24 protein-coding genes are annotated in these 20,032 nt (G+C 72.8%); 19 read left to right on the forward strand and 5 right to left on the reverse strand.

Annotated elements, in window-relative coordinates; genetic code table 11:
- Window positions 1-60 precede the first annotated feature (60 nt).
- Genes sufD through AB0N29_RS06190 form a run of 9 tightly spaced genes read left to right on the forward strand, consistent with a single transcriptional unit; the run spans window position 61 to window position 6,531 of the window.
- Complete coding sequence (gene sufD, locus AB0N29_RS06150; protein ID WP_302271258.1) at window positions 61-1,257, forward strand: Fe-S cluster assembly protein SufD; 1,197 nt, start codon at window positions 61-63, stop codon at window positions 1,255-1,257.
- Window positions 1,254-1,589 carry a non-heme iron oxygenase ferredoxin subunit gene (locus AB0N29_RS06155; protein WP_364864969.1) on the forward strand — a complete coding sequence of 112 codons (336 nt, stop codon included), beginning with the start codon at window positions 1,254-1,256 and terminating at the stop codon, window positions 1,587-1,589. Before sufD ends, AB0N29_RS06155 begins: the two co-directional genes overlap by 4 nt.
- Window positions 1,586-2,347 (forward strand): Fe-S cluster assembly ATPase SufC, encoded by a 762-nt coding sequence (sufC, locus tag AB0N29_RS06160; protein WP_300953876.1) that lies wholly within the window; start codon window positions 1,586-1,588, stop codon window positions 2,345-2,347. The genes AB0N29_RS06155 and sufC overlap by 4 nt, the downstream gene beginning before the upstream one ends.
- Before the next feature lie 5 nt (window positions 2,348-2,352).
- Window positions 2,353-3,609, forward strand: a complete 1,257-nt coding sequence (locus AB0N29_RS06165) for a cysteine desulfurase (protein WP_364865447.1) — start codon at window positions 2,353-2,355, stop codon at window positions 3,607-3,609.
- 2 nt (window positions 3,610-3,611) lie between these two features.
- Window positions 3,612-4,061: a Fe-S cluster assembly sulfur transfer protein SufU gene (gene sufU / locus AB0N29_RS06170; RefSeq protein ID WP_302271265.1), complete on the forward strand. Its 450-nt coding sequence runs from the start codon at window positions 3,612-3,614 to the stop codon at window positions 4,059-4,061.
- Complete coding sequence (locus AB0N29_RS06175) at window positions 4,058-4,444, forward strand: metal-sulfur cluster assembly factor (RefSeq protein WP_302271267.1); 387 nt, start codon at window positions 4,058-4,060, stop codon at window positions 4,442-4,444. The genes sufU and AB0N29_RS06175 overlap by 4 nt, the downstream gene beginning before the upstream one ends.
- Before the next feature lie 7 nt (window positions 4,445-4,451).
- Complete coding sequence (locus tag AB0N29_RS06180; RefSeq protein WP_364864974.1) at window positions 4,452-4,967, forward strand: ASCH domain-containing protein; 516 nt, start codon at window positions 4,452-4,454, stop codon at window positions 4,965-4,967.
- Window positions 4,964-5,593, forward strand: coding sequence for an acVLRF1 family peptidyl-tRNA hydrolase (locus AB0N29_RS06185; RefSeq protein ID WP_302271271.1), 630 nt, complete (start codon window positions 4,964-4,966; stop codon window positions 5,591-5,593). Before AB0N29_RS06180 ends, AB0N29_RS06185 begins: the two co-directional genes overlap by 4 nt.
- Window positions 5,594-5,625: 32 nt before the next feature.
- A complete protein-coding gene (locus tag AB0N29_RS06190; RefSeq protein WP_364864978.1) occupies window positions 5,626-6,531 on the forward strand; it encodes a phosphotransferase in 906 nt (301 codons plus the stop codon).
- A gap of 18 nt (window positions 6,532-6,549) precedes the next feature.
- Here the strand turns inward: AB0N29_RS06190 and AB0N29_RS06195 are convergent, their stop codons facing one another.
- Entirely contained in the window at window positions 6,550-7,512 is a 963-nt protein-coding gene (locus AB0N29_RS06195; protein WP_302271276.1) for a neutral zinc metallopeptidase, read from the reverse strand.
- 67 nt (window positions 7,513-7,579) lie between these two features.
- Here AB0N29_RS06195 and AB0N29_RS06200 point away from each other — a divergent pair, with 67 nt between their 5' ends.
- From AB0N29_RS06200 to AB0N29_RS06215, 4 genes are read left to right on the forward strand one after another with little or no spacing between them, the layout of a single operon-like run.
- Window positions 7,580-9,178: an ABC-F family ATP-binding cassette domain-containing protein gene (locus AB0N29_RS06200; protein WP_302271279.1), complete on the forward strand. Its 1,599-nt coding sequence runs from the start codon at window positions 7,580-7,582 to the stop codon at window positions 9,176-9,178.
- Window positions 9,179-9,238: 60 nt separating this feature from the next.
- Window positions 9,239-10,042, forward strand: a complete 804-nt coding sequence (locus AB0N29_RS06205; RefSeq protein ID WP_302271281.1) for an enoyl-CoA hydratase/isomerase family protein — start codon at window positions 9,239-9,241, stop codon at window positions 10,040-10,042.
- Window positions 10,043-10,053: 11 nt separating this feature from the next.
- Window positions 10,054-11,928: an ABC transporter ATP-binding protein gene (locus AB0N29_RS06210; protein ID WP_364865449.1), complete on the forward strand. Its 1,875-nt coding sequence runs from the start codon at window positions 10,054-10,056 to the stop codon at window positions 11,926-11,928.
- Complete coding sequence (locus AB0N29_RS06215; protein ID WP_364864982.1) at window positions 11,928-12,686, forward strand: SDR family oxidoreductase; 759 nt, start codon at window positions 11,928-11,930, stop codon at window positions 12,684-12,686. The genes AB0N29_RS06210 and AB0N29_RS06215 overlap by 1 nt, the downstream gene beginning before the upstream one ends.
- Here AB0N29_RS06215 and AB0N29_RS06220 read toward each other — a convergent pair.
- Window positions 12,572-13,528, reverse strand: coding sequence for an SURF1 family protein (locus AB0N29_RS06220; protein ID WP_364864984.1), 957 nt, complete (start codon window positions 13,526-13,528; stop codon window positions 12,572-12,574). The two genes, AB0N29_RS06215 and AB0N29_RS06220, sit on opposite strands and share 115 nt — an antisense overlap.
- A gap of 87 nt (window positions 13,529-13,615) precedes the next feature.
- Here AB0N29_RS06220 and moaA point away from each other — a divergent pair, with 87 nt between their 5' ends.
- Entirely contained in the window at window positions 13,616-14,614 is a 999-nt protein-coding gene (gene moaA / locus AB0N29_RS06225; protein ID WP_364864986.1) for a GTP 3',8-cyclase MoaA, read from the forward strand.
- On the opposite strand, the gene AB0N29_RS06230 is transcribed toward moaA, so the two are convergent.
- Entirely contained in the window at window positions 14,615-14,839 is a 225-nt protein-coding gene (locus AB0N29_RS06230) for an acetone carboxylase (protein WP_364865451.1), read from the reverse strand. It abuts the gene before it with no gap.
- Window positions 14,840-14,849: 10 nt separating this feature from the next.
- Entirely contained in the window at window positions 14,850-15,194 is a 345-nt protein-coding gene (locus AB0N29_RS06235; protein ID WP_364864988.1) for a DUF3099 domain-containing protein, read from the reverse strand.
- A gap of 57 nt (window positions 15,195-15,251) precedes the next feature.
- On the opposite strand from AB0N29_RS06235, the gene AB0N29_RS06240 reads away from it, so the two are divergent.
- The 5 genes from AB0N29_RS06240 to AB0N29_RS06260 all read left to right on the forward strand — a co-directional run bounded on the left by AB0N29_RS06240 (window position 15,252) and on the right by AB0N29_RS06260 (window position 18,721).
- On the forward strand, window positions 15,252-15,464 hold the full coding sequence (locus tag AB0N29_RS06240) for a dodecin (RefSeq protein ID WP_154611692.1): 213 nt from the start codon (window positions 15,252-15,254) through the stop codon (window positions 15,462-15,464).
- Between the two features lie 75 nt (window positions 15,465-15,539).
- On the forward strand, window positions 15,540-16,277 hold the full coding sequence (locus AB0N29_RS06245; RefSeq protein ID WP_302271294.1) for a beta-ketoacyl-ACP reductase: 738 nt from the start codon (window positions 15,540-15,542) through the stop codon (window positions 16,275-16,277).
- Window position 16,278: 1 nt separating this feature from the next.
- Window positions 16,279-17,052 carry an enoyl-ACP reductase FabI gene (gene fabI / locus AB0N29_RS06250; protein ID WP_302271297.1) on the forward strand — a complete coding sequence of 258 codons (774 nt, stop codon included), beginning with the start codon at window positions 16,279-16,281 and terminating at the stop codon, window positions 17,050-17,052.
- Window positions 17,053-17,070: 18 nt separating this feature from the next.
- Window positions 17,071-17,592, forward strand: a complete 522-nt coding sequence (locus AB0N29_RS06255; RefSeq protein ID WP_302271298.1) for a histidine phosphatase family protein — start codon at window positions 17,071-17,073, stop codon at window positions 17,590-17,592.
- 169 nt (window positions 17,593-17,761) lie between these two features.
- The gene (locus tag AB0N29_RS06260; protein ID WP_364864992.1) at window positions 17,762-18,721 is read left to right on the forward strand and encodes a hypothetical protein; all 960 of its coding nucleotides are present in this window, start codon (window positions 17,762-17,764) and stop codon (window positions 18,719-18,721) included.
- A gap of 98 nt (window positions 18,722-18,819) precedes the next feature.
- On the opposite strand, the gene serB is transcribed toward AB0N29_RS06260, so the two are convergent.
- A complete protein-coding gene (serB, locus tag AB0N29_RS06265) occupies window positions 18,820-20,031 on the reverse strand; it encodes a phosphoserine phosphatase SerB (RefSeq protein ID WP_302271300.1) in 1,212 nt (403 codons plus the stop codon).
- Window position 20,032: the final 1 nt, after the last annotated feature.

Consider the following 20,032-nt stretch of genomic DNA (forward strand, 5'->3'; position numbering starts at 1 on the left):
AGGGCGCGGTCGGCTGACGCCGGCCACCGTCCCTCCCGCCGACCCAGAAAGACAGACGTAGTGACCGTGACTGACACCGCCCGCGACAGCGTCGCGAGCGCCCTGGAGCAGGACCGGGTGGAGTCCCACCTGAACCCGCCGCCGTCGTACGACCTCGCCGACCACCCGGTCCCGACCGGGCGCGAGGAGGTCTGGCGGTTCACCCCGCTCAAGCGGCTGCGGGGGATCCTCGACGGCGAGGCGTCCGACGCGCGCCTGCGCCGCGAGGTCTCCCTGCCCGAGGGCGTGACCCTCACCGAGATCACCGCCGAGCAGGCGCGTGAGCTCGGTGAGCTCGCGCCCAACGACCGGCCCTCTGCACTGGCCGTCGCCAACGCGGGCGGTGCGCTGCTGCTCGACGTGCCGGCCGAGCTGGAGGCGACCGAGCCGGTCGTCGTCACGCTGACCGGCGAGGGCGCCGAGGACCTCGTGTGGGGCCACGTCGTGGTCCGCCTGGGCCGGTTCTCCAAGGCGACGATCGTCCTGCGGCACACCGGCTCGGCCCGGTACGCCGCGACCACGACCGTCGTCGTCGGCGACGGCGCCGAGCTCAACATGGTCTCGCTGCAGGACTGGGACGACGACGCGGTCCACCTCGGCCGCGACGCCATCCGGGTCGGCCGCGACGCCAGCGTCAAGCACACCTCGGTGAGCTTCGGCGGCGACGTCGTCCGGATGCACGCCAACGTCGAGTACGACGGTCCGGGCGGCGAGGCCGAGCTGCTCGGCCTGTACTTCGCCGACGCCGGGCAGCACCTCGAGCACCGGCTCTTCGCCGACCACAACCAGCCGCGGACCAAGTCCAACGTCGTCTACAAGGGCGCGCTGCAGGGCCAGGGCGCGCGCACGGTCTGGATCGGCAACGTGCTGATCCGCAAGGTCGCCGAGGGGATCGAGACCTACGAGGAGAACCGCAACCTCGTGCTCACCGACGGCTGCCAGGCCGACTCGGTGCCTAACCTCGAGATCGAGACCGGCGAGATCGAGGGCGCGGGCCACGCGTCGGCGACCGCCCGGTTCGACGACGAGCAGCTGTTCTACCTGCGCTCGCGCGGCGTCTCCGACGCCGAGGCGCGCCGCCTGGTGCTGCACGGCTTCTTCAACGACCTGATCCGCAAGGTCGGCATCCCCTCGCTCGAGGAGCAGCTGGCCGCCACGGTCGAGGCCGAGCTGGCCAAGAACGTCCTCGACGGCCTGCCGCCGGTGGGGGCCTCGTGACCTTCGAGCGGGCCTGCGCGCTGAGCGACGTACCCACCGACGAGGCGCTCGCCGTCACCGTCGGCGCCCACGACGTGGCCGTCGCCCGCGACGGCGACGAGGTCTACGCGCTGCAGGACCTCTGCTCGCACGCCTCGGTCTCGCTCAGCGAGGGCGAGGTCGCGGACTGCACCGTCGAGTGCTGGCTGCACGGCTCCCGCTTCGACCTGCGGACCGGCAAGCCCACCGGCCTCCCGGCCACCGAACCCGTCGCGACCTTCCCCGTGGAGGTCCGCGGGGGAGACGTCTACGTCGACACCACCACCACCCTGAACGGAGTCACCCCCTCATGAGCGAGCTCGTCATCAAGGACCTGCAGGTGTCCGTGGACACCGAGGACGGTCCCAAGGAGATCCTCAAGGGCGTCACGCTGACCATCGCGTCGGGCGAGACCCACGCGATCATGGGCCCCAACGGGTCGGGCAAGTCGACCCTGGCCTACTCGATCGCCGGCCACCCGAAGTACACGATCACCGGCGGCACCGTCACCCTCGACGGCGAGGACGTGCTGGCCATGTCGGTCGACGAGCGCGCCCGCGCCGGCCTCTTCCTGGCCATGCAGTACCCCGTCGAGGTCCCCGGCGTGTCGGTCTCGAACTTCCTGCGCACCGCGAAGACCGCGATCGACGGCGAGGCCCCGAAGCTGCGCACCTGGGTCAAGGACGTCAACGGCGCCCTCGAGCGCCTCAACCTCGACCCGACCTTCGGCACCCGCTCGGTCAACGAGGGCTTCTCCGGCGGCGAGAAGAAGCGCCACGAGATCGCCCAGCTCGAGCTGCTCGACCCGAAGGTCGCGATCCTCGACGAGACCGACTCCGGCCTCGACATCGACGCACTGAAGGTCGTCTCCGCGGGCGTCAACCGCTTCCGCGAGCAGGAGGGCAAGGGCGTCCTGCTGATCACGCACTACACGCGCATCCTGCGCTACATCAAGCCCGACTTCGTCCACGTCTTCGTCGCCGGCAAGGTCGCCGCCTCGGGCGGCTCCGAGCTCGCCGACGAGCTCGAGGCCGAGGGCTACGACAAGTACCTCAAGGCTGCGGCGGTCTGATCGTGCTGCCTGGACTCCTCCCCGAGCTGGAGGTCATCCGCAAGGACTTCCCGATCCTCGAGCGCACGCTCGCGGGCGGGATGCCGCTGGTGTACCTCGACAGCGCGAACACCTCGCAGAAGCCGCAGTGCGTGATCGACGCGATGGTCGACCACCTCGAGCGGCACAACGCGAACGTCGCCCGCGCCATGCACCAGCTCGGGGCGGAGTCCTCCGAGGCGTTCGAGAGCGCGCGCGACGTCGTCGCGCGCTTCATCGGCGCCCCGAGCCGCGACGAGGTGATCTTCACCAAGAACGCCTCCGAGGCGCTCAACCTGGTCGCGAACACGCTGGCCTGGGCGACCGGCGACCTGGCGGTCGGTGCGGGCGACGAGGTCGTCATCACCGAGATGGAGCACCACTCCAACATCGTCCCCTGGCAGCTGCTCACCGAGCGCAAGGGCGCCACGCTGCGCTGGTTCGGCCTGACCGAGTCCGGCGAGCTGGACCTCTCCGACATCGACTCCCTGATCACCGAGCGGACCAAGGTCGTCTCGCTGACCTGGGTCTCGAACATGCTCGGCACGATCAACCCGGTGGCCGAGATCGCGCGTCGCGCCCACGAGGTCGGCGCGATCGTCGTGGTCGACGCCTCGCAGGCCGCGCCGCAGCTGCCCGTCGACGTGACGGCGGTCGACGCCGACGTCCTGGTCTTCACCGGCCACAAGGTCGTCGGACCGACCGGCATCGGCGTGCTCTGGGGCAAGCGGTCACTGCTCGAGCAGCTCCCGCCGTTCCTCGGTGGCGGCGAGATGATCGAGACGGTCCGCATGGAGCGGTCGACGTACGCAGGCATCCCGCACAAGTTCGAGGCCGGGACCCCGCCGATCGTCGAGGCCGTCGGCCTCGGCGCCGCGCTGGAGTACCTCTCGGCGGTCGGCATGGAGAACATCCACCGCCACGAGCAGGCGATCACCGCCTACGCGCTCGACGGCCTGGCGACCATCCCCGGCCTGCGGGTGCTAGGTCCCACCGACGCCACCCGGCGCGGCGGAGCGGTCGCCTTCGAGATGGACGGCGTGCACCCCCACGACATCGCCCAGGTGCTCGACTCGCGCGGCGTCGCCGTCCGGGCCGGCCACCACTGCGCGAAGCCGGCGCACGCGCGGTTCGGGGTGCAGAGCTCGACCCGCATGTCGTCGTACCTCTACACGACCCCCGCGGAGATCGACGCCCTCGTCGAGGGCCTCGAGCACACCCGCGCGTACTTCAAGGTGGGCTGAACGTGAACGCCGAGCTCGACTCGCTCTACCAGGAGATCATCCTGGACCACTACAAGAACCCGCACCACGCGGGCCTGCGCGACCCCTACGAGGCCGAGGTCCACCACGTGAACCCGACCTGCGGCGACGAGGTGACCCTGCGCGTCCACCTCGCGGAGGGCAAGGTCGCCGACGTGTCGTACGACGCCGTCGGCTGCTCGATCTCCCAGGCGTCCGCGTCGGTGTTGACCGACCTCGTCATCGGCAAGCCGGTGGAGGAGGCCATGTCGGTCCACGAGGAGTTCCTGACCCTGATGCAGGGCAAGGGCACCGTGGAGCCCGACGAGGACGTGCTGGAGGACGGCATCGCCTTCGCCGGTGTCGCGAAGTTCCCCGCGCGCGTCAAGTGCGCACTGCTGTCGTGGATGGCCTGGAAGGACGCCACGGCCCGTTCCCTGGAGGAGACCCGATGACCGAGCTCGACCACTCCGACCTGCCGGAGGTCCCCGAGGCCACCGGTGCCGCCCCCACCGGGTCGGCGTCGTCCACAGTCTCCGTGGACGACGTGACCGAGGCGATGAAGGACGTCGTCGACCCCGAGCTGGGGATCAACGTCGTCGACCTCGGCCTGGTCTACGACGTCCACGTCGACGAGGGCTCCAACGTCGTCCTCGACATGACGCTGACCTCGGCGGCCTGCCCGCTGACCGACGTCATCCAGGACCAGACCAACGCCGCGCTCGAGGGCCTGGTCAACGACGTCGCGATCAACTGGGTCTGGATGCCGCCGTGGGGTCCCGACAAGATCACCGAGGACGGCCGCGAGCAGCTGCGTGCCCTCGGGTTCAACGTCTGAGCGACCGGTGAGCCAGCCCGCGAGCTCGCCCGAGGTCGAGAACTTCTGGGTGCTCGCCCGCCGCCAGGCCAGGCTGGAGCGGCTGCCGGCGTACTTCGGGCCCTCGGGCCTGGTGTCCCTCCCGCCGCCTGCGTGGTCCTTCGGGGCCACGCAGGAGCAGGCGGACGAGCTCGCCGGGCTCGTCGTCGACGGCGTGAAGACCGCGACCGCCAGCGCCGCGGAGGACTACGCGGCCGAGGGCGTGCCGCTCCCCGAGCCGGGCACGCTCGGCATCGTGCTCGACGGCGCCGGCCACCCGCGCGCGCTCGTCGCCACCACCGAGGTGGCCGTGGTCGCCTTCGACCGCGTGGACGCCGAGCACGCCCACGCCGAGGGCGAGGGGGACCGCACGCTCGCGACCTGGCGGCACCGGCACGAGACCTTCTTCCGCGAGGTCGACCCGCACGGCCGGGGCTTCCGCCCGGACATGCCCGTCGTGCTAGAGCGGTTCCGCGTGCTGCACCCCAAGCCGCCGAAGCGGTGAGCGGCACCGCCCGGGCGGTCCTGGTCCCGGCGGAGCGCTGGGTCCGGTGGGCGACGAACTTTGAGGAGCGCCACGGCCCGACCGCGCTGAGCGCCGACGGTGGAGCCCTCGCCGGCACCGCCGAGGACGGCTCGACCTTCGCTGCCCGGCTGCCGTTCGACGAGGCGTACGCCGGCCAGGCGGAGGCGAGCGCCTTCGTGGAGGCCGTCACGGCGCCCGCCGACTGGGGGCTGCTGCTCGTCCGCAAGGGCGGCTTCGCCGTCGCCCGGCTCTCCCGCACGGCGATCGGCGACTCCAAGGTGGGGCAGCGGCACGTGCAGGGCCGCACCAAGGCGGGCGGGCAGAGCCAGCAGCGGTTCGCCCGGCGCCGGGACAACCAGGCCCGCGCGGCGTACGAGGCCGCGGCCGGGCACGCGGCGCGCGTGCTCGCCGGTCTGCGGGGTCCGCTCGTGACCGGTGGGGACCGGTCCGCGGTCGAGGAGGTCCTGGCGGGCCCGCCGCTCGACGGGCTCCACGTGGTCGGCCCCTGGCTCGCCGTGCCCGACCCGCGTCGCGCCGTGCTCGAGCAGGCGGTGCGCGACGCCTGCTCGGTGCAGGTCGAGGTGGTCAACAGCGCGCCTGCGTGACGCACGCCGCACCGCTGGCTAGCGTCGACGGCATGTGGCAGCCCGAGCCGGGGTGGCTGGCGATGCCCGGCGGCACCGGTACGTCGACCGTCGGCGTGTGGCGGACGGTCCTCGGCGACCAGCCGGTGGTCGTGAAGCGGCTCGCCCGGCCCACCGGCGGGGACCCGCGCGAGCTCTCCGACCCCCACCACCCGGCGTACTGGCGCCGGGCGGCGGACGTGCTGGCCGGCGGCCTCGTCGTCGACACGCCTGGGCTGCGGTCCGACCCGCAGGCCGCGCTCGAGGAGGACGCCGACGGGATCACCCTGACCCAGGCGTGGGTCGAGGACGCGGCCAACAGCGGCCTCTTCGTGGCGCGCTGCCTGGGCGGCTTCGCCGGTGCCCGCCTGTCCGGGCCCGCGCTCGCCACCGACCAGCTGCGCCACCGGATGGCCCGGGTCGAGCGCGGCGGAGGCTGGCGGACGCTCGCCCGCACCACCGTCGCCGACGTCGCCGAGCACCTGTGGGGGCGCCGGTCGGTGCTGCTCGCCGAGCTCGACGCCCTGCCGCAGGTCGCCCAGCACGGCGACCCGACGCCCGCGAACCTCCCGGGACGCGCCGGCGACGACGTGGTGGCGGTGGACTGGGGGACCCTGGGCCACGGCCCCGTCGGCTCCGACCTGGGCTTCTACGCCCTCCAGGCCCGCGAGGAGCTCGACCCGCTCGTCGAGGCCTACCTCCTCGGGCTCCCGCCCGGGCTCGCGACCGCCGAGCAGGTGCGCCGCGGAGCGCGCGTGACGGCGGTGCTCACCGCGCTCAACCGCGCGGAGTGGGCGTTGGCGCGGGTCGCCGGCGGCGAGGGTGCCCTGGCCGGCAAGTTCCGCCACCCCGCCGTCGCCCCGCACCTGCGGGCGCTCCAGCGCCAGGCCACCCACATCGAGGCGCTGCTCGCCGGCTGAGCGGCGCGCCCGGTGGCGTCACAGCCGCTGCGCGGCGAAAGTGTCGCAGGACTCGAGCGAGCCGGAGTCGAAGCCGGTCCGGAACCACCGCACGCGCATCGCCGCCGAGCCGTGGGTCCACGACTCCTCGGTGACCTGGCCCTGGGTCTTCTCCTGGATCCGGTCGTCGCCGACGGCCTCGGCCGCCGCGACGGCCTCCTCCACGTCCTGCTGCGTGAGGTCGCTGATCAGCACCTGCCCGTCCGCGTCCTCGGTCGTCATCGCCGCGCGAGCCCACATGCCGGCGTAGCAGTCGGCCTGGAGCTCCAGCCGCACGGCGTCGCTGGTGGGTCCCTGCTGGGTCCGGACCTTGCCCATGGCCCCGAGCAGGTTCTGGATGTGGTGGCCGTACTCGTGGGCCAGCACGTACGGCTCGACGAACCCGCCCTCGGGGCCCCCGAGCTGCCGCTCGAGCACGGTGTCGAAGAACGTCGTGTCGAGGTAGATCGAGGAGTCCGCCGGGCAGTAGAAGGGCCCCACCTCGGACGTCGCGCCGCCGCAGCCGGTCTGCGTGGAGCCCGAGAAGGTCGCCAGCTCGGCGACCGGCTCGAACCGCGCGCCGAGCTCGTCGGACCAGAAGTCGTCGAGCGAGTTCTCGACCGCCACGCGGGCGCAGTCGACGTCGTTGTTGGCGTCCTCGCCGGTCTCGCAGTTCTCGTACCGGTCGCTGTCGGCGAACCGGCTGGTGTCGTACGCCGAGGAGGACCCTCCGCCGAGGCCGGGCACCCCGCCGCCGACGCACTGGGTCAGCACGAGGAAGAGCACGACGACGATGACGCCGCCGATGCCGCCGCCGGCGCGCATCCCGCCCGGGATGGGCATCCGGGCGCCGCCCATCGACCCGCCGCCCATGCCGCCGCCGCGGCCGAAGCCGCCGCCACCGCCTCGACCGCGGTCGCGGACGCGACCGGTGTCCAGGCGTGCCTTGGGGTTGAAGCGCATGGTGACTCCTCACACGTGCGAACCAGTTCGTGGCTGGTCCGTACCCACATCTACAGTGGGTGTCCTCATGATCACCGCCACCCAGCTGGAAGTCCGAGCGGGCGCGCGACTGCTCATGGAGAACGTCAGCTTCCGGGTCGCGCCCGGCGACAAGATCGGTCTGGTCGGGCGCAACGGTGCCGGCAAGACGACGCTGACCAAGATCCTGGCCGGCGAGGGCCAGCCCGCGAGCGGGACGGTGACGACCAGCAGCGAGGTCGGTTACCTGCCGCAGGACCCCCGCACGGGCGACCCCGAGGTGCTGGCGCGCGACCGGATCCTGTCCGCGCGCGGGCTCGACGACGTCGTCCGCCGGCTGCGCGAGGCCGAGGCCGGCATGGGCAGCGACGACCCGGCGGTCCGTGACAAGGCGATGCGCCGCTACGAGCGCGCCGACGCCGAGCTGCACGCCGGTGGTGGGTACGCCGCGGAGTCCGAGGCCGCCGTCATCGCGCACAGCCTGGGCATCGAGGACCGGATCCTGGCCCAGCCGCTCAAGACCCTCTCCGGTGGCCAGCGCCGGCGCGTCGAGCTCGCGCGGATCCTCTTCTCCGGCGCTGAGATCCTCATCCTCGACGAGCCGACCAACCACCTCGACGCCGACTCGATCATCTGGCTGCGCGACTTCCTCAAGGCCCACCGCGGCGGGTTCATCGTGATCAGCCACGACAACGGGCTGCTCGAGGAGACCGTCAACAAGGTCCTGCACCTCGACGCCAACCGCGGCGTCATCGACGTCTACAACATGGGCTGGAAGGACTACCTCAGCCAGCGCGAGACCGACGAGCGCCGCCGCAAGCGCGAGCGCGCCAACGCCGAGTCCAAGGCCAAGACGCTGACCGACCAGGCCAACAGGATGCGGGCCAAGGCCAGCAAGGCCTCGGCCGCCCAGTCGATGCTCAAGCGCGCCGAGAAGCTCGTGTCGGGGCTGGAGGGCGAGCGGCAGGCCGAGAAGGTCGCCCGGATCGCCTTCCCCAAGCCCGCCGCCTGCGGCAAGACGCCGCTCACCGCGGAGGGGCTGTCGAAGTCCTACGGCTCGCTCGAGGTCTTCACCGACGTCGACCTCGCGATCGACAAGGGCTCGCGGGTGGTCATCCTGGGCCTCAACGGCGCGGGCAAGACCACGATGCTGCGCATCCTCGCCGGCGTGGACCGGGCCGACACCGGCGACGTCGTGCCCGGCCACGGGCTCAAGGTCGGCTACTACGCCCAGGAGCACGAGACGCTCGACACCGACCGGACGGTGCTGGAGAACATGCAGTCCGCGGCGCCCCAGCTGACCGACACCGAGGCCCGCTCGGTGCTCGGGTCGTTCCTCTTCTCCGGCGAGGACGCCCACAAGCCGGCCAAGGTGCTCTCCGGTGGCGAGAAGACCCGCCTCGCGCTCGCCTCGCTGGTCGTCTCCAGCGCGAACGTGCTGCTGCTCGACGAGCCCACCAACAACCTCGACCCCGCCTCCCGCGAGGAGGTGCTGGCCGCGATCCGCTCCTACGAGGGCGCGATCGTGCTGGTCACCCACGACGAGGGCGCCGTGCGGGCCCTCGAGCCGGACCGGGTGCTGCTGCTGCCCGACGGCGACGAGGACCTGTGGAACGAGGGGTACGCCGACCTGGTCTCGCTGGCCTGACGTCGGCGGCCGCCCCGGCCGGGCACGGGTACGTCGGCGGGCCGCCCTAGGCTCGCCGCCATGACGACGCCCTCCCCGGAGACCCTCGCCGCGGCCGGTCTCCAGCTGGACCTGACCGGGCCGGTCGCGACGATCACCCTCGACCGGCCCGACGTGCGCAACGCCCAGACGCCGGCGATGTGGCGCGCGCTGGCCGACCTCGGGGCCGGGCTGCCCGGCGACGTACGCGTCGTGGTCGTGCGGGGCAACGGTCCCGCCTTCTCGGCCGGTCTCGACCGGCGGTTGCTCGACCCGTCGTCCGTCGGGGGCGAGGAGGAGTCGGTCGCCGGCCTGGTGGCGCTGTCCGACGGGGACCTGGCCGCGACCATCGACGAGTACCAGCGCGGCTTCACCTTCCTGCGCGACCCGCGCTTCGTCTCCGTCGCAGCCGTCCACGGCTACGCGATCGGCGCCGGCTTCCAGCTGGCGCTCGCGTGCGACCTCCGGGTGGTCTCGACCGACGCCCAGCTGTCGATGAAGGAGGCCGCGCTCGGGCTCGTCCCGGACCTGACGGGAACAAAGCCGCTGGTCGACAGCGTTGGCTACGCGAGGGCCCTGGAGATCTGCGCGACCGCGCGGATGGTCGGCGCCGACGAGGCCGTGCGGATCGGTCTGGCGCTCGCCGCCGTGCCGTCCGAGCAGCTGGACTCGACGGTGGCGGACCTGGTCCAGGCCCTCGTGACCCACCTCCCGGGTGCGGTCACCGAGATCAAGTCGCTCCTCCAGGGAGCGGACCAGCGGGACCTCGAGACGCAGCGGCGGCTCGAGCGGGAGGCGCAGGTGCGCCGGTTCCGTGAGATGGCCTCCCTGGCGGGAGGCCGGTGAAGGAGCAGTCGATGTCGGGGATGTACGGCGCAGGCGCCGCGTGGCGCAACCTCAGGGCCGACCGCAGCGTGGTCGACAACCGGATCAGCCGGGAGACGATGCGGCGCGTGCTGGGCTTCGCCCGCCCCCACCGCCGGACCATCACCGTCTTCCTCCTGCTGACCGTGGTCGACGCCGCCATGGTCGTCGTCACGCCGCTGCTGGTGCAGCGCGTGGTCGACGACGGCATCCTCGCGGGCGACGGCGGGCTGGTCACGCTGATCGCTCTGGCGATGGCCGGCGTCGCCGTCGTCAACGCCGTGCTGGCGGTCATCGGCGGGTGGCTCTCCTCGCGGATCGGCGAGGGGCTGATCTACGACCTCCGCACCCAGGTCTTCGGCCACGTCCAGCGCCAGTCGCTGGCCTTCTTCACCCGCACCCAGACCGGCGCACTGGTCTCCAGGCTCAACAACGACGTCATCGGTGCCCAGCGCGCCTTCACCTCCACGCTCTCCAGCACGGTGTCGAACACCATCGCGGTGCTGGTCGTCGGCATCGCGATGTTCGCGCTGAGCTGGCAGGTGACCCTGCTGTGCCTGGCGATGTTCCCCGTCCTCTTCGGGATCTCCCGCTTCGTCAGCTCCAAGCTCGCCGGCCTCACCCGCCGCCAGATGGACGGCAACGCCGACCTCGGCAACGTCATGACCGAGCGCTTCAACGTCGGCGGCGCGATGCTGCTCAAGCTGTTCGGCCGCCGCGGCGAGGAGGACGCGCTGTTCGCGACCAAGGCCGCGAACGTCCGCGACCTCGGCGTCCGGATCTCGCTGATCACCCGGATCTTCGGCGCCTCGATGATGCTCGTCCCGGCCCTCGCCACGGCCCTGGTGTACGGCGTCGGCGGGCACCTCGCGATCGACGGCACGCTGACCGTGGGCACCCTGCTCGCGCTGGCGACCCTGCTGCTGCGGCTGCTCGGTCCGCTGCAGGGCCTCTCCAACGTCCGGATCGACGTGATGACCGCCCTGGTCAGCTTCGAGCGGGTCTTCGAGGTGCTCGACCTGCCCTCGCTGGTCCGGGAGAAGCACGGCGCGGTGGCGCTGCCGCCGACCGCCTCGCGGCTCGAGTTCGACCACGTGTCCTTCACCTACCCGCGGGCCGACGACGTCTCCCTCGCCTCGCTCGAGACCGTCGCCCGGACCGAGTCCCGCGAGCACACCGAGGTGCTGCACGACATCTCCTTCGTCGCCGACGCCGGCCAGATGATCGCCCTGGTCGGGCCGTCGGGCGCCGGCAAGACCACGGTCACCCACCTGGTGGCCCGCCTCTACGACGTCGACGAGGGCGCGGTCCGCGTCGGCGGCCACGACGTCCGCGACGTCACGCTGCAGTCCCTCGAGGACGTGGTCGGGTACGTCACCCAGGACGCCCACATGTTCCACGACACGATCCGCGCCAACCTCGTCTACGCCCGCCCCGGCGCGACCGAGGAGCAGATGTGGCAGGCGCTCGAGGCCGCGCAGGTCGCCGGCCTGGTGCGGGCGCTGCCCGACGGGCTCGACACCGTCGTGGGGGACCGCGGCTACCGCCTCTCCGGCGGGGAGCGCCAGCGCCTGGCCATCGCGCGGCTCCTGCTCAAGGCGCCCTCGATCGTGGTGCTCGACGAGGCCACGGCCCACCTCGACTCCGGCTCGGAGGCCGCCGTGCAGCGCGCCCTCGACGCCGCGCTGGCCGGCCGCACCTCCCTGGTGATCGCGCACCGGCTCTCGACCGTCCGTGACGCCGACCTGATCCTGGTGCTCGAGGACGGGCGGATCGCCCAGTCCGGCACGCACGCCCAGCTGCTCGCCCAGGGCGGGCTCTACGCCGAGCTGCACCGCACCCAGTTCTTCGAGGACGTGCCGGCCTGATGGACCTCTCGCTCGACGGACGCGTCTACGTGGTGACCGGCGGCGCCCGCGGCCTCGGGCGGGCCACCGCGGACGTCCTCGTGGCCGAGGGCGCCCGCGTGGTGCTCTCGGGCCGCTCGGAGGACTCGCTGGCCGCAGCCCGGGCCGAGCTGGGAGCCGACCGCGTCACGACGGTCGCCGCCGACAACGCCGACCCCACCACGCCCGGCCGGCTCCTGGCGGCCGCGCAGGAGACGTTCGGCCGCCTCGACGGCGCGCTGGTCAGCGTCGGCGGCCCGCCGAAGGGACCGGTGCTGACGGTGACCGACGAGCAGTGGTCAGCTGCCTTCGAGTCGGTCTTCCTCGGGGCGGTCCGGATCTCGCGCACGGTCGCCGCGGCGCTGCCCGACGGCGGTTCCCTCGCGCTGGTGCTCTCCTCGAGCGTGCGGTCGCCGCTGCCCGACATGGCCATCTCCAACGGCCTGCGGCCCGGGCTGGCGATGGTCGCCAAGACCCTGGCCGACGAGGTCGGGCCACGCGGCGTACGCGTCAACGCGCTGCTGCCCGGACGGGTGGCGACCGACCGGGTGGCCGAGCTCGACGCGCTGTCGGGCGACCCGGCCGCCGTACGAGCGCAGGCCGAGGAGTCGATCCCGCTGCGCCGCTACGGACGCCCGGAGGAGTTCGGCCGGGCCGCGGCGTTCCTGCTGTCCCCGGCGGCCTCGTTCGTGTCCGGCGTGGTGCTGCCGGTCGACGGCGGGGCACTGCGCGCGCTCTGAGCGCCGGCACGGCTCGTGGCGCCGGGCCGCGGCGGGCGAGGCGGCCGCTTGCCGGTGCGCGGATCGGCCTTCGGCCGCGGCGGCCGGGGCTCGCGCCGACCGCTGCGCTCGCCGTGCGGCCCGCGCTTGAGCTCGTCGTAGGCGAGGTAGAGGAAGCCGAAGATGGCCAGCACCCCGAAGAACCACCACTGCAGGCCGTAGAAGAAGTGCGGCCCGTTGTCCTGCTCGGGGAGGTCGCGGGGCGTCAGGGCCTCGGCCGGCGCCGGGTCCTCGGAGCGGAGGTCGACGAACCCGCCGTACGTCGGGCGGCCGATCGCCTCGCCGACCTCCTCGCTGGAGACGGCGCGGGTGCTGTTGTCGACGACCCGGGTGCTGTCGCCGGTGCCGTCGGCGCGGACGTAGCCGGTGATGGTCACCTCGCCGGACGGCGGCTCGGGGACGTCGGTGGCGTCGCCCCCGCGGTTGTCGGAGGGCATCCAGCCCCGGTCGACGACGACGGCAGTGCCGTCGGCGGTGACCAGCGGGACGACCACCTCGATGCCGGACTGGCCGTCGCGGGTGCGGTACCGGACGATGACGGTGTCCTCGACGGCGTACTCACCGGTGGCGGTGACCACCCGCCACTCCTCGCCGTCTTCGACGTCGCCGCCGGGGGAGAGGACCTCGGCGACCGGAGCCGGCTCGAGGTTCTCGTTGCGCTCGACGACGCGGTTGGTCTCCTTGCGCTGGTCGAGGCGGTCGAACTGCCAGTTGCCCAGCCACCAGGTGGCCCAGGCGACCACGACGATCGCCACGGCGAAGAGGGCCCACCGACGACTCAGCAGGACCCGGAACCGACGCACGCCTCGAGGTTATCCGGGCGAGGGTCCCCGCCCACGCCCGGGCGCCGTGATCCTCGACTCCCAGGGTGCGGCGCCTAGACTGCGGGGGTGACGACGAGACCCCTCGAGGACCGGTACGGCCGCGTGGCCACGGACCTGCGCGTCTCGCTCACCGACCGGTGCAACCTGCGGTGCAACTACTGCATGCCGGCCGAGGGGCTGGACTGGCTGCCCGACGACTCGGTCCTCTCCGACGACGAGGTCGTCCGGCTCATCGGCATCGGCGTGCACCACCTCGGCATCCGCGAGGTCCGGTTCACCGGCGGCGAGCCGCTGGTGCGGCGGGGGCTGGTCGGCATCGTCGAGCGGACCCGCGCCCTCGGCCCCGACCTCGAGCTGTCGATCACGACGAACGCGCTCGGCCTGGCTCGGACCGCGGACAAGCTGGCCGCGGCCGGCCTCGACCGGGTCAACGTCAGCCTCGACACGGTGCGGGCCGAGACCTTCCACTCGATCACGCGCCGCGACCGGCTGCACGACGTGGTCGCCGGCCTCGAGGCCGCCCAGGCGGCGGGGCTCGGGCCGGTCAAGGTCAACGCCGTCCTGCTGCGCGGCACCAACGACGACCAGGCCGGCGAGCTGCTGGCCTGGTGCCTGGAGCGCGGCTACGAGCTGCGCTTCATCGAGCAGATGCCGCTCGACGCCCAGCACGGCTGGTCGCGGACCGGGATGGTGACCGCCGAGGAGATCTTCGAGCGGCTCGCGCGTGACTTCGTGCTCACCCCGGCGGTCGAGCCTCGGGGGAGCGCGCCCGCGGAGCTGTTCCGCGTCGACGGCGGTCCCGGCACCGTGGGCGTGATCGCCTCGGTCACGCGGCCCTTCTGCGGCGACTGCGACCGGGTGCGGCTCACCGCCGACGGCCAGGTCCGCAACTGCCTGTTCGCCCGCGAGGAGTCCGACCTGCGCGCGGCACTGCGGGCCGGTGTCCCCGACGAGGACATCGCCGAGCGCTGGGTGGTCGCGATGCGCGGCAAGCGCGCCGGCCACGGCATCGACGACCCGGCGTTCCTCCAGCCCGACCGGCCGATGTCGGCCATCGGCGGCTGATCAGCCGGGTTTCTCCCCGTCCGGTCGCTCCTCGGCCGGGTCGTGCGGCACGACGTCCTTGAGGAACCCCCGGGCGGCCAGGAAGTCCGAGAGCGAGCCCCGGTGCTCCTCGCAGGCCAGCCACACCTTGCGGCGTTCCGGCGTGTGCAGCTTGGGGTTGTTCCACTGCAGCTGCCACGTCGCGGGGGCCTGGCAGCCCTTGGCCGAGCACGTGTCGGGGTCCATCACGCCCCGATCATCGCGTGGCGGTGCCGACCTCCGGCTCGCGGGGGCCGCCCGCGCCGAGCTGCGGCGCGCCGTACGCCGCGTCCTGGAGACCGAACCCCTCCTTGCGCGTCGCCTGGACGTTGGCGAGGACCACCGCGACGTAGGGCAGGATGATCGCCCCGGCGATCAGGAACGGCCAGACCCACTGCCAGCCGGCCAGCGCGGTGACGACTGCGCCGACGAAGCAGATCGACCGGATGCTCATGGAGAGCAGGTAGCGCTTCTGCCGAGCGGCGATGTCGGCGTTCCGGCTGGAGGCCGCCGTGGTGATGCGGACCGCGTCGTCGCGGTCCCTGCGCTGGTCGCGGGCCATGGTCACCAGCGTACGTCGCTACAGTTCGCATCCCACGCGTCGACCGGAAGGCCCCCCATGACGAACCGCACGTACCGCGTCACCGAGATCGTCGGCACCTCGCCCGACGGCATCGACGAGGCCATCCGCAACGGGGTGGAGCGGGCGGCCCGCACGCTGCGCCACCTCGACTGGTTCGAGGTCACCCAGGTCCGCGGCCAGGTCAAGGACGGGACGGTCGAGCACTTCCAGGTGGGCATCAAGGTCGGCTTCCGCCTCGAGGACGACTGAGCCACGGCTCGTCCGCGAGCTGCCGGCAGGGACCCTTTTAGGCGTACCCCGGGGTAATCACTAGCGTCCTTCGACGTGAGTGAGACAGACCCCGCCAGCGGGTCCCCGACCGGCCGCTCCGTGCTCGTCACCGGCGGCAACCGCGGCATCGGCCGCGCGATCGCCGAGGCGTTCCTGGCCCAGGGCGACCGCGTCGCGGTGACCACGCGCAGCGGCGGCGCACCCGAGGGCGCGCTCGACGTCCGCTGCGACGTCACGGACCCGGCCGCCGTAGACGCGGCGTTCGCCGAGGTCGAGGCGGCCCACGGCCCGGTCGAGGTGCTCGTCGCCAACGCCGGCATCACGCAGGACACCCTGCTGCTGCGGATGAGCGAGGACGACTGGTCCACGGTCATCGACACGAACCTCACCGGGTCCTACCGGCTCGCGAAGCGGGCGGCCAAGGGCATGCTGCGGCTGCGGCGCGGTCGGATCATCCTGATCTCCTCGGTGGTCGGCATGCTCGGCTCCGCCGGCCAGGTCAACTACGCCGCCTCCAAGGCCGGCCTGGTCGGCATGGCGCGGTCCCTGGCCCGCGAGCTGGGCTCGCGCTCGATCACCACCAACGTCGTCGCACCCGGCTTCGTCGAGACCGACATGACCGGGGTGCTCACCGACGAGCAGCGCGACACGATCAAGGCGCAGGTGCCGCTCGGGCGCTACGCCGTGCCGGCCGAGGTCGCCTCCGCGGTGACCTGGCTGGCCTCCGACGATGCGGGGTACGTCACCGGGGCCGTGATCCCCGTCGACGGCGGCCTCGGGATGGGGCACTGACATGGCAGGGATCCTCGAGGGCAAGCGCATCCTCGTCGCGGGCGTGACGATGGACAGCTCGATCGGCTTCGCGACCGCCAAGGTCGCCCAGGAGCAGGGCGCGACCGTGCTCATCTCCAACTTCGGCCGGGCGCTCGGCATCACCCGGCGGATCGCCAAGCGGCTCCCCGTGGAGCCGCCGGTGCTCGAGCTGGACGTGACCGACGCCGAGCACCTCGAGCGGCTGCCCGACCTGGTCCGCGAACACGTCGACGGCCTCGACGGGGTCGTCCACTCCATCGCGTACGGCAACCCCGAGACGCTGCTGGGCGGCCGGTTCCTCGACGGCCCGTGGGAGGACGTCGCGCAGGCCGTCCAGGTGTCGGCGTACTCCCTGAAGTCGCTGGCGCTGGCCTGCCGGCCGCTGATGGGTGCCGGGGGATCGGTGGTCGGGCTGACCTTCGACGCGACCGTCGCGTGGCCGGCGTACGACTGGATGGGCGTGGCCAAGGCCGGCCTGGAGTCGACCTCGCGCTACCTCGCCCGCGACCTCGGCCCCGAGGGCATCCGCTGCAACCTGGTTTCCGCCGGGCCACTGCGCACGCTCGCGGCGAAGGCGATCCCCGGCTTCTCCGACCTCGAGGACATGTGGGGCACCCGCGCGCCGCTCGGCTGGGACAACACCGACCAGGAGCCCACCGCCCGCGCGGTGTGCGCGCTGCTCTCTGACTTCTTCCCCGCGACGACGGGTGAGATCGTCCACGTCGACGGGGGCTTCCACGCGATGGGCGCCTGAGCCTGGGAGACTGACCCGGTGAGCGAGGACGAGGACAACCGGACCCTGGTGGTCGTGCGGCACGCGAAGGCGGAGGCCGACGGCCCGACGGACTTCGAGCGGCGTCTCGCCGAGAGCGGGCACGCCGACGCCGCCGTCGTCGGCGCCTGGCTCGCCGAGCGCGGCATCGTGCCGGACCACGCGCTGGTCTCGGCCGCCGTCCGCACCATCCAGACCTGGGACGACATCGCCGACGCTGCCGGCTGGGACCTCGAGCCGGACCTAGACGAGAGCCTGTACGCCGCCGGCCCCGAGAGCGCCCTGGACCTGGTCCGCTCGGTGCCCGACGACGTCCGCACGCTGGTCGTGATCGGCCACAACCCCACGATCGCCTCGCTCGCGCAGCTGCTCGACGACGGTGAGGGCGACGTCGACGCCGGCAACCAGCTCGCCCTGGGCTACCCCACCGCCGCCACCACGGTCCTGTCCTACGACGGCGACTGGGAGGACCTCGCCGACGCCTCCGCCTCGGTCGTCGCGTTCTTCGTCGGGCGGGCGTAGCGGGAAGGTTGGCAGGGGAGCGTCAACATCCCAAGTGAACTTGGGATGTTGACGCCTCCCTGCCGTTGCAAACGCCGCGAAGCGTCAACATGCGCCGCGTGGTGAACGTTGCTCCACAGGTCGCGCTGTCCGTTGCGGGCGCTCGGTACGCAGCGGGCAGGTCTGCCCCATGCAAGGACCCCCCTCACTCCGTGCTCCGGGAGACCCGCGCAACGGACCGGTCATCCTGCGGCGACAGCTCCTGGCCGACGGCTTCAACGACCAGGCGATCGGTCGCCTGGTGCGCTCCGGCGCACTCGTCCGGATCCGGGACGGCGCGTTCGTGACACCCGCGGTCTGGCACCGCCTCGACGAGGTCGGACGCCACGGGCTGCGCTGTCGTGCGGTGCTGGGCCAAGCGAAGGCGCCGGTCGCGCTGTCACACGTGTCGGGGTTGCCGGAGTGGGACGCGCCGACGTGGGGCTTCTCGCTCGACGACGTCCACGTGACGCGGACCGACGGCATCCGCGGGCGCCGCGCGCCTGGGGTGCAGCAGCACGTCGGCCGCGTCGACCCTGGCGACCTGACCGTCGTCAACGGCGTCCCCGTCATGACACCGGCTCGGCTGGCGCTCGAGACGGTTGCACTCGGGCACTCCGAGGCCAGCCTCGTGGTCATGAACGACCTCGTGCACCGGGGGCTGGTGACCGTCGCCGAGCTGCGGGATCAGTACGTCGCCGTGCAGACCTGGCCGGGGATGAGTGCCGCGGAGATCCTCCTCCGTCTCGTCGACCCGCGCATCGAGTCGGTGGGGGAGACGCGGACGTTCTGGGCCATCTACCAGCAACGGTTGCCCCGGCCGGTGTCCCAGTACGAGGTCAAGGACTCGAACGGTCGAGTGATCGCCCGCCTGGACTTCGCGTGGCCGGAGCTCAGGGTGTGGCTGGAGTTCGACGGCCGGGCCAAGTACGAGGAGCACCTGCGACCGGGCGAGCGTGCGAGCGACGCGGTCGTGCGCGAGAAGCAGCGAGAGGACGACGTACGGCGGATCACCGGTTGGCGGTGCATCCGGATCACCTGGGCCGACTTGCGGGACCCCGTCCGGCTGGCCGCGAAGATCCACCGCGCGCTCTACCCGGCTGCCGCCTGAGACCGCCGTACCTCGCGGCCGATCCTCACGCTCCGCGGCTGTTGCAAAGGCAGGGGAGCATCAACATCCCAAGTAAACCTGGGATGTTGCACCACCCCCTACACCGGCGGCGCAGGCGTGACGATGCCGGCAGCGGCATCGGCGTCCTCGATCTCCTCGCGGGAGATGCCGAGGAGGTAGAGGATCGCGTCGAGGTAGGGCACGTTGACGGCGGTGTCGGCGGCGTCGCGGACGAGCGGCTTGGCGTTGTAGGCGATGCCGAGGCCGGCGGCGTTGAGCATGTCGAGGTCGTTGGCGCCGTCGCCGATGGCGATGACGGCGTCGAGGGGCACGCCGATGTCGGCGGCGAACTCGCGGAGCGCCCGGGCCTTGCCGGCCCGGTCCACCACCTCGCCGACGACGCGGCCGGTGAGGTGGCCGTCGACGACCTCGAGCTCGTTGGCGCGGGCGTAGTGGATGCCGAGGTCGGCGGCGAGCCGGTCGGTGACCTGGGAGAACCCGCCCGAGACGATCGCGAAGCGGTAGCCGAGCCGCTTGAGGGTGCGGACCATCGTGCGGGCGCCGGGGGCGAGCTGGAGGTTCTCGTAGACCGAGTCCAGCGCGGTGGCGGGCACGCCCTCGAGCAGCGCGACGCGGGCACGCAGCGACTCCTCGAAGTCGACCTCCCCGCGCATCGCCCGCTCGGTGACCGCGGCGACCTCGGCCTCGCAGCCGGCGTGGGCGGCGAGCATCTCGATGACCTCGCCCTGGACGAGGGTGGAGTCGACGTCCATGACGATCAGGCGCATGCCGCGGCGCAGGAGGTTGGCGGGCTGGACGGCGATGTCGATGCCGCGCTCGGAGGCCTCGGTGGCGAGCACGGTGCGCAGCGCCTCCGGCGAGGCGCCCGAGACGTGCAGCTCGATTGCGGTGACCGGGTAGCGGGCCATCCGCTCGATGCGGTCGATGTTCGCGCCGCTGTCGGCGATCCGGCCGGCGACCACCGCCATGTCGGTGGCGCGCAGGGGGGTGCCGAGGACGGTGACGTGCGCCCGCCCGCCGGCACGGGCGCGGTTGTCGCCGGTGCCGCGCTCGACCTCGACGCTCATCCCGAGCTCCTCGGCGGTCGCGGTCACCGCGTCGCGCAACCGCTCCCAGCTGCGGGGCACGGTGACGAGCACGCCGAGGATCAGCCGGCGGCGGAGCACGATCTGCTCGACGTCGACGACCTCCACCCCGGTGCGGGCCAGGGTCGAGAAGATCGCTGAGGTCACGCCCGGCCGGTCCTTGCCGGTCAGCGTGATGAGCAAGGTCTCCGGGGTGCTGTCCATC

Origin of the sequence: Nocardioides sp. NPDC092400 (assembly GCF_040684155.1) — a bacterium.
GTDB lineage: Bacteria > Actinomycetota > Actinomycetes > Propionibacteriales > Nocardioidaceae > Nocardioides.

Bases quoted from the DNA above. Each gene is read 5' to 3' on its own strand.
- sufC (WP_300953876.1), top strand. From the start codon at position 1,586: ATGAGCGAGCTCGTCATCAAGGACCTGCAGGTGTCCGTGGACACCGAG.
- AB0N29_RS06175 (WP_302271267.1), top strand. From the start codon at position 4,058: ATGACCGAGCTCGACCACTCCGACCTGCCGGAGGTCCCCGAGGCCACC.
- AB0N29_RS06190 (WP_364864978.1), top strand. From the start codon at position 5,626: ATGTGGCAGCCCGAGCCGGGGTGGCTGGCGATGCCCGGCGGCACCGGT.
- AB0N29_RS06195 (WP_302271276.1), bottom strand. From the start codon at position 7,512: ATGCGCTTCAACCCCAAGGCACGCCTGGACACCGGTCGCGTCCGCGAC.
- AB0N29_RS06200 (WP_302271279.1), top strand. From the start codon at position 7,580: ATGATCACCGCCACCCAGCTGGAAGTCCGAGCGGGCGCGCGACTGCTC.
- AB0N29_RS06205 (WP_302271281.1), top strand. From the start codon at position 9,239: ATGACGACGCCCTCCCCGGAGACCCTCGCCGCGGCCGGTCTCCAGCTG.
- AB0N29_RS06210 (WP_364865449.1), top strand. From the start codon at position 10,054: ATGTCGGGGATGTACGGCGCAGGCGCCGCGTGGCGCAACCTCAGGGCC.
- AB0N29_RS06215 (WP_364864982.1), top strand. From the start codon at position 11,928: ATGGACCTCTCGCTCGACGGACGCGTCTACGTGGTGACCGGCGGCGCC.
- AB0N29_RS06230 (WP_364865451.1), bottom strand. From the start codon at position 14,839: ATGGACCCCGACACGTGCTCGGCCAAGGGCTGCCAGGCCCCCGCGACG.
- AB0N29_RS06235 (WP_364864988.1), bottom strand. From the start codon at position 15,194: ATGGCCCGCGACCAGCGCAGGGACCGCGACGACGCGGTCCGCATCACC.
- AB0N29_RS06240 (WP_154611692.1), top strand. From the start codon at position 15,252: ATGACGAACCGCACGTACCGCGTCACCGAGATCGTCGGCACCTCGCCC.
- fabI (WP_302271297.1), top strand. From the start codon at position 16,279: ATGGCAGGGATCCTCGAGGGCAAGCGCATCCTCGTCGCGGGCGTGACG.
- AB0N29_RS06260 (WP_364864992.1), top strand. From the start codon at position 17,762: ATGCAAGGACCCCCCTCACTCCGTGCTCCGGGAGACCCGCGCAACGGA.
- serB (WP_302271300.1), bottom strand. From the start codon at position 20,031: ATGGACAGCACCCCGGAGACCTTGCTCATCACGCTGACCGGCAAGGAC.